The sequence below is a fragment of the Caldimonas sp. genome (genome assembly GCF_046289365.1).
GTDB lineage: Bacteria > Pseudomonadota > Gammaproteobacteria > Burkholderiales > Burkholderiaceae_C > Caldimonas.
This window is the reverse complement of sequence record NZ_JBKBVU010000194.1, coordinates 1-5843: the sequence shown is the minus strand read 5'-3', so window position 1 is coordinate 5843 and position 5843 is coordinate 1. Positions and strand designations below refer to the sequence as shown.

7 protein-coding genes are annotated in these 5843 nt (G+C 67.5%); 5 read left to right on the top strand and 2 right to left on the bottom strand.

Annotated features, from left to right (window positions below; genetic code table 11):
* Window positions 1-400, bottom strand: a 400-nt coding sequence (locus tag ACK42S_RS14975) for an NUDIX domain-containing protein (protein ID WP_409709238.1), incomplete at its 3' end; no start/stop codon positions are given.
* A gap of 65 nt (window positions 401-465) precedes the next feature.
* Window positions 466-1515 carry an XdhC family protein gene (locus tag ACK42S_RS14970; protein ID WP_409709235.1) on the bottom strand — a complete coding sequence of 350 codons (1050 nt, stop codon included), beginning with the start codon at window positions 1513-1515 and terminating at the stop codon, window positions 466-468.
* 81 nt (window positions 1516-1596) lie between these two features.
* On the opposite strand from ACK42S_RS14970, the gene ACK42S_RS14965 reads away from it, so the two are divergent.
* The 5 genes from ACK42S_RS14965 to ACK42S_RS14945 all read left to right on the top strand — a co-directional run bounded on the left by ACK42S_RS14965 (window position 1597) and on the right by ACK42S_RS14945 (window position 5763).
* Window positions 1597-2181, top strand: a complete 585-nt coding sequence (locus ACK42S_RS14965) for a flavin reductase family protein (RefSeq protein WP_409709232.1) — start codon at window positions 1597-1599, stop codon at window positions 2179-2181.
* Between the two features lie 317 nt (window positions 2182-2498).
* Entirely contained in the window at window positions 2499-3614 is a 1116-nt protein-coding gene (locus ACK42S_RS14960) for a Re/Si-specific NAD(P)(+) transhydrogenase subunit alpha (RefSeq protein WP_409709229.1), read from the top strand.
* 11 nt (window positions 3615-3625) lie between these two features.
* Entirely contained in the window at window positions 3626-3988 is a 363-nt protein-coding gene (panD, locus tag ACK42S_RS14955; RefSeq protein WP_409709241.1) for an aspartate 1-decarboxylase, read from the top strand.
* Window positions 3989-4009: 21 nt separating this feature from the next.
* The gene (locus ACK42S_RS14950; RefSeq protein ID WP_409709226.1) at window positions 4010-4330 is read left to right on the top strand and encodes an NAD(P) transhydrogenase subunit alpha; all 321 of its coding nucleotides are present in this window, start codon (window positions 4010-4012) and stop codon (window positions 4328-4330) included.
* Window positions 4327-5763 (top strand): NAD(P)(+) transhydrogenase (Re/Si-specific) subunit beta, encoded by a 1437-nt coding sequence (locus tag ACK42S_RS14945; protein WP_409709223.1) that lies wholly within the window; start codon window positions 4327-4329, stop codon window positions 5761-5763. The genes ACK42S_RS14950 and ACK42S_RS14945 overlap by 4 nt, the downstream gene beginning before the upstream one ends.
* Window positions 5764-5843: the final 80 nt, after the last annotated feature.

The window sequence follows — 5843 nt, the reverse complement described above, 5'->3', positions numbered from 1 at the left end:
GGCTGCGGTGCCGCTCGCGGCTGGCGCGGATCTCGTCAGGGGTCATCCACAGCGTGCGAACGATGCCCTCGTCCAGCACCCAGCCCGGCGCCGGCTCGCTGGCCGCGCCGCAGAAGGCAAAGCGCACGTAGGTCACGTCCTCGCCGGTGGCCGGACGATGGAACCGCGAGAGGTAGACCCCCACCAGCGCCTCGGGCGTGAACACGCAGCCGGTTTCCTCCAGCATCTCGCGCACCACCCCTTGCACGGGCGACTCACCCGGGTCGAGGTGGCCGGCCGGGTTGTTCAGCCTCAGGCCCTCGGCCGTGTGCTCCTCCACCAGCAGGAACTGGCTCTGTCCCTCGACCTGGCGCTCCACGATGGCCGCCACCGTGACACTGGGTTTCCAACGATCGCTCATGGGTGAATTATCGCGGCGCCGCCGCCCACCCGCTGGCGCAGGGGGCACTCACGATGCTCCGGGATTCATGCACGATCCTGCCAACCCGCCCCAAGTCTGCCGCCCGCGGCGATGTCCTGAAGCGCCTTGCCTGCGGCCACCGGCCGTGAAACGTCGGCGATCACACCATTCTTGGCGGCCACCAGCTCGGCCATGATCGACAGCGCGATCTCGGCCGGGGTCTTGCTGCCGATGTAGATGCCTGCCGGGCCGTGCAGGCGCTGCAGCTCGGCGGGGGTCAGGCCGAAATGCTCGTGCAGCCGTTCGCGCCGGTGCGCGGCATGGCGCCGCGAGCCGATGGCGCCCACGTAGAAGGCCTGCGAGCGCAGCGCGTCGATCAGCGCCAGGTCGTCGAGCTTGGGGTCGTGGGTGAGCGTCACCACCGCCGTGCGCGCATCGGGCTGCAAGCGCACGATCAGGTCGTCAGGCATCTCGCGGGTCAGGGTCACACCGGGCAGGCTCCAGCTTTGCTGCTGTTCTTCACGCGGGTCGCACACGACCACCTCAAAGCCCAGGCTCAGCGCCATCTCGCTCAGGAAGCGGGAGAGATCCCCCGCGCCGATCACGATCAGCCGCAAGCGCGGGCCGAAGTGCGTGCTCAAATGGGTATCGCTCAGCACGGGCAACCCGTCGCGTGCACCCGGCTGCAGCACCACCTCACCGGTGCGCAGGTCCAGCACCCGCTCGGTGCTGCGCCGGGCCTGGCAGGCAGCCAGCAGCTCGGGCAACCGGCTGCGTTGCGACACCGGCTCCAGCACCAGTTCCACCGTACCGCCGCAGGGCAGGCCGAAGCGGTGCGCCTGGTCGGCCGAGATGCCGTAGCGCAGCGTGGTCGGCCGCCCGCCGGCACACACGGCCTCGACCCCTTCCCCGCGCACGCGGTGGATGAGGTCGTCCTCGATGCAGCCGCCCGAGACCGAGCCCACCGTGTGGCCCAGGGCGTTGATGGCCATCAGCGAGCCCGCTGGACGCGGCGACGAACCCCAGGTGCGCGCCACGGTGACGAGCACCACGGGCCACCCCTGGCCCAGCCATTCGTACGCGGTGCGCAGCACCCGGATGTCGAGGTCTTCCATGGCGCCACCTTAGCCCAGATCGAAGGGCATGTGGCGCAGGGGTTTGCCCGTGAGGCGCGCCCTCTGTCATGATCCCCAAGCATGAACCCCGCACCTCCGTTCCGGCCCGTGGCCCTGGCCCACGCCAGCCGCCTCGTCAACCATGGCCCCACCGTGCTCGTGACCAGCGCCCACGGTGGCCGTCGCAACCTCATGGCCGCAGCGTGGTCGATGCCGGTGGAGTTCACGCCGCCGCGCATCGCCATCGTGATCGACAAGCGCACCTTCACGCGCGAGCTGATCCAGGCGAGCGGTCATTTCGGTGTCTGCATCCCCGGCGCCGCGCTGGCCGATCTCACCTACGCCGTGGGCAGCGTGAGCGGCCGCGAGATCGACAAGTTCGAACGCTTCGGCATCGCAGCGCGGGCCGGGGCCGTGACCGGTGTGCCCTTGCTGGAACAAGGCTGCGCCGCCTGGATGGAATGCCGGCTGATTCCCGAGCCCCACACCGAGCAGGCCTACGACACCTGCTTCGCCGAAGTGCTGTCGGCCGCGGCCGATGCGCGCATCTTCGAGAACGGGCGATGGTCGGTGCGCGAGGACAACGCCGAGTTGCACACCTTGCATCACTTGGGGGCAGGACTCTTCGGCCGCTTCGGTGCGCTCGTTCAGGCCCGGCCGCTCTGAGTAACCGTCTTCCGAGTCAAGCGGTGTGAAGCGAGTGATCCCAAGGTTTGCTGGTTCTGACCTTGGCGTTGAGCGGCCGCTTCGGGAGACGGGAAGCGGGTCGCCAGGCCCGACATCTCGTCCCTTCGGTCGCGGTGGGACGCGTGAACACGCCCGACGCGATGGCCGTCACCCCCGCGACACCTTGCAATTCCCTGAAACTTGTAACCCCGTTACAACCACAGAACCCTGTCAGCTTGTGTAAGCTGCGCAGGATTTGGCAGCGCACCTTCTCGGGGGGCGTGCCGCAGTTTCAGAGAACCACACGAGGAGGTTTCATGCTCATAGGCGTACCGCTCGAGACGGTGGCGGGAGAGACCCGCGTGGCCGTCACGCCCGAGACGGCCAAGAAACTCAAGGCGCAGGGTCATGTCGTGCGCGTTCAGTCCGGCGCCGGCGTGAAGGCGGCCGCGCCGGACGAGGCCTATGTGGCCGCCGGGGCCGAGATCGTGGATGCCGCCGGCGCCTTCGGCTGTGAGCTGGTGCTCAAGGTGCGCGCCCCGAAGGCCGAGGAACTGGCACTGATGAAACCAGGCACCACGCTCGTCGGCATGCTCAACCCCTTCGATGCCGAGGGCCTGCAGCGACTGGCTGCCGCCGGCCTGACCAGCTTTGCGCTGGAGGCTGCGCCGCGTACGACGCGGGCACAGAGCATGGACGTGCTGTCCTCGCAGGCCAACGTGGCGGGCTACAAGGCGGTGATGATCGCTGCCGATCGCTACCAGCGCTTCTTCCCGATGCTGATGACGGCCGCTGGCACGGTGAAAGCCGCACGCGTGGTGGTGCTCGGCGTGGGGGTGGCCGGCCTGCAGGCCATCGCCACGGCCAAGCGCCTGGGCGCGGTGATCGAGGCGTCCGACGTGCGGCCTTCGGTGAAGGAGCAGGTGGAATCGCTGGGCGCCAAGTTCATCGACGTGCCCTACGAGACCGCCGAGGAGAAGGAAGCCGCCGAAGGCGTGGGCGGCTACGCCCGGCCCATGCCGCAGAGCTGGCTCGACCGCCAGAAGGTCGAGGTGGCCAAGCGCGTGGCCCAGGCCGACGTGGTGATCACCACCGCGCTGATCCCCGGCCGCCCGGCGCCGGTGCTGGTGACCGAGGACATGGTGAAGTCGATGAAGCCCGGCTCGGTGATCGTGGACCTGGCCGCGCCCCAGGGCGGCAACTGCCCGCTGACCGAGCCCGGCCAGACCGTCATCCGGCATGGCGTGACCATCGTGGGCGAAACCAATCTGCCTGCGCTGGTGGCCGCCGATGCCTCGGCCCTGTACGCGCGCAATGTGCTCGATTTCCTCAAGCTCATCGTCACGAAGGAAGGCACGCTGAGCATCGACCTCGAGGACGACATCGTCGCGGCCTGCCGCATGACACAGGACGGACAGGTGACGCGCACATGATGCCTTTCCCGATGCAGCGCGTGATGCTGCGCGCCAAGCTGCACCGCGCCACCGTGACCGAGGCCGATCTGCACTATGAGGGCAGTTGCGGTATCGACGAGGACCTGATGGACGCGGCCGACATGCGCGAGTTCGAGCACATCGACCTCTACAACGTCAACAACGGCGAGCGCTTTTCAACCTACATCATCAAGGCCCCGCGCGGCAGCGGCACGATCTCGCTCAACGGTGCGGCGGCCCGCAAGGCCCAAGTGGGCGATCTGCTCATCATCTGCACCTACGCGCCGATGAGCGAGGACCAGGCCCGCGACCACAAGCCCCGGGTGGTGCTGCTGGGCGAGGGCAACCGCATCCAAGAGATCCGCAAGTTCTGACACTTTGAAGGAGACGCCGGCATGGACACGCTCAGCCCGGTCATCATCAATCTGATCATCTTCGTGCTCGCCATCTACGTGGGCTACCACGTGGTGTGGAACGTCACGCCCGCCCTGCACACGCCGCTGATGGCGGTGACCAACGCCATCTCGGCCATCGTGATCGTGGGCGCCATGCTGGCCGCCGCGCTCACCGAGACCGGCCTGGGCAAGACCATGGGCGTGCTGGCGGTGGCGCTGGCCGCCGTCAATGTGTTCGGCGGCTTCCTGGTGACGCGCCGCATGCTCGAGATGTTCAAAAAGAAAGAGAAGAAGGCCCCGGCCTCGGGAGGCCAAGCATGAGCCTGAACCTCGTCGTCTTGCTGTACCTGGTGGCCAGCGTCTGTTTCATCCAGGCGCTCAAGGGCCTGAGCCACCCCACCACGTCCATCCGCGGCAACATCTTTGGCATGACGGGGATGGCGATCGCCATCCTCACCACCGCAGCACTCATCGTCGAGACGGCCGGCCGCATGGGCCAGCCAGGCGCCTCGGGCATGGTGTGGGTGCTCGTGGGTCTGCTGGCCGGCGGCGCCATCGGCACGGTGATGGCCCAGCGCGTGGAGATGACCAAGATGCCCGAGCTGGTGGCCTTCATGCACAGCATGGTGGGCCTGGCGGCCGTCTTCATCGCGGTGGCCACGGCGGTGGAGCCCTGGGCCTTCGGCATCACGGCCAAGGACGCGGCCATCCCCACCGGCAACCGGCTGGAGTTGGCCCTGGGGGCGGTGATCGGTGCCATCACCTTCAGCGGCTCGGTCATCGCCTTTGGCAAGCTCAGCGGCAATTACAAGTTCCGCCTCTTCCAGGGCGCGCCGGTGGTGTTTTCGGGGCAGCACCTCGTCAACCTGGTGCTGGGGTTGGCCATGGTGGCCCTGGTGGCGTTCTACACCGTCACACAGAGCGAGGCCGCGCTGTGGGCCTCGATCGCGCTGGCCTTCGTGCTGGGTGTGCTCATCATCATCCCGATCGGCGGGGCCGACATGCCGGTGGTGGTGTCCATGCTCAACAGCTATTCGGGCTGGGCGGCCGCGGGCATCGGCTTTTCGCTGAACAACCCCATGCTCATCATCGCCGGTTCGTTGGTAGGCTCCTCGGGCGCCATCCTGAGCTACATCATGTGCAAGGCGATGAACCGCTCGTTCATCAACGTCATCCTGGGCGGCTTCGGCGGGGATGCTTCGTCCGCTGCGGCCTCGGGTCAAGCTCAGCGCACGGTCAAGAGCGGCAGCCCCGATGATGCGGCTTTCATCCTGAGCAATGCCGAATCGGTGATCATCGTGCCCGGCTACGGCCTGGCCGTGGCGCGCGCCCAGCACGCCGTCAAAGAACTGGCCGAGAAGCTCACCCACAAGGGCATTTCGGTGAAGTACGCCATTCATCCGGTGGCCGGACGCATGCCGGGCCACATGAACGTGCTGCTGGCCGAGGCCGAGGTGCCCTATGACCAGGTCTTCGAGATGGAAGACATCAACGGCGAATTCGGCCAGGCCGACGTGGCCATCGTCCTGGGCGCCAACGACGTCGTGAACCCCGCGGCCTTGCAGAAGGGCTCGCCCATCTACGGCATGCCCATCCTGGAGGCCTACAAGGCCAAGACCGTGATCGTGAACAAGCGCAGCATGGCCGCGGGTTACGCCGGCCTGGACAACGAGCTCTTCTACATGGACAAGACCATGATGGTCTTCGGCGATGCGAAGAAGGTCGTCGAAGACATGGTGAAGGCGGTGGAGTGACTCAGGCTGGATTCGCCCCACGCAAACTCTGAGCGCCCCCAGGGCCGGGCTGCACCCAGCCCGGCACCCGCGGGGGTCAA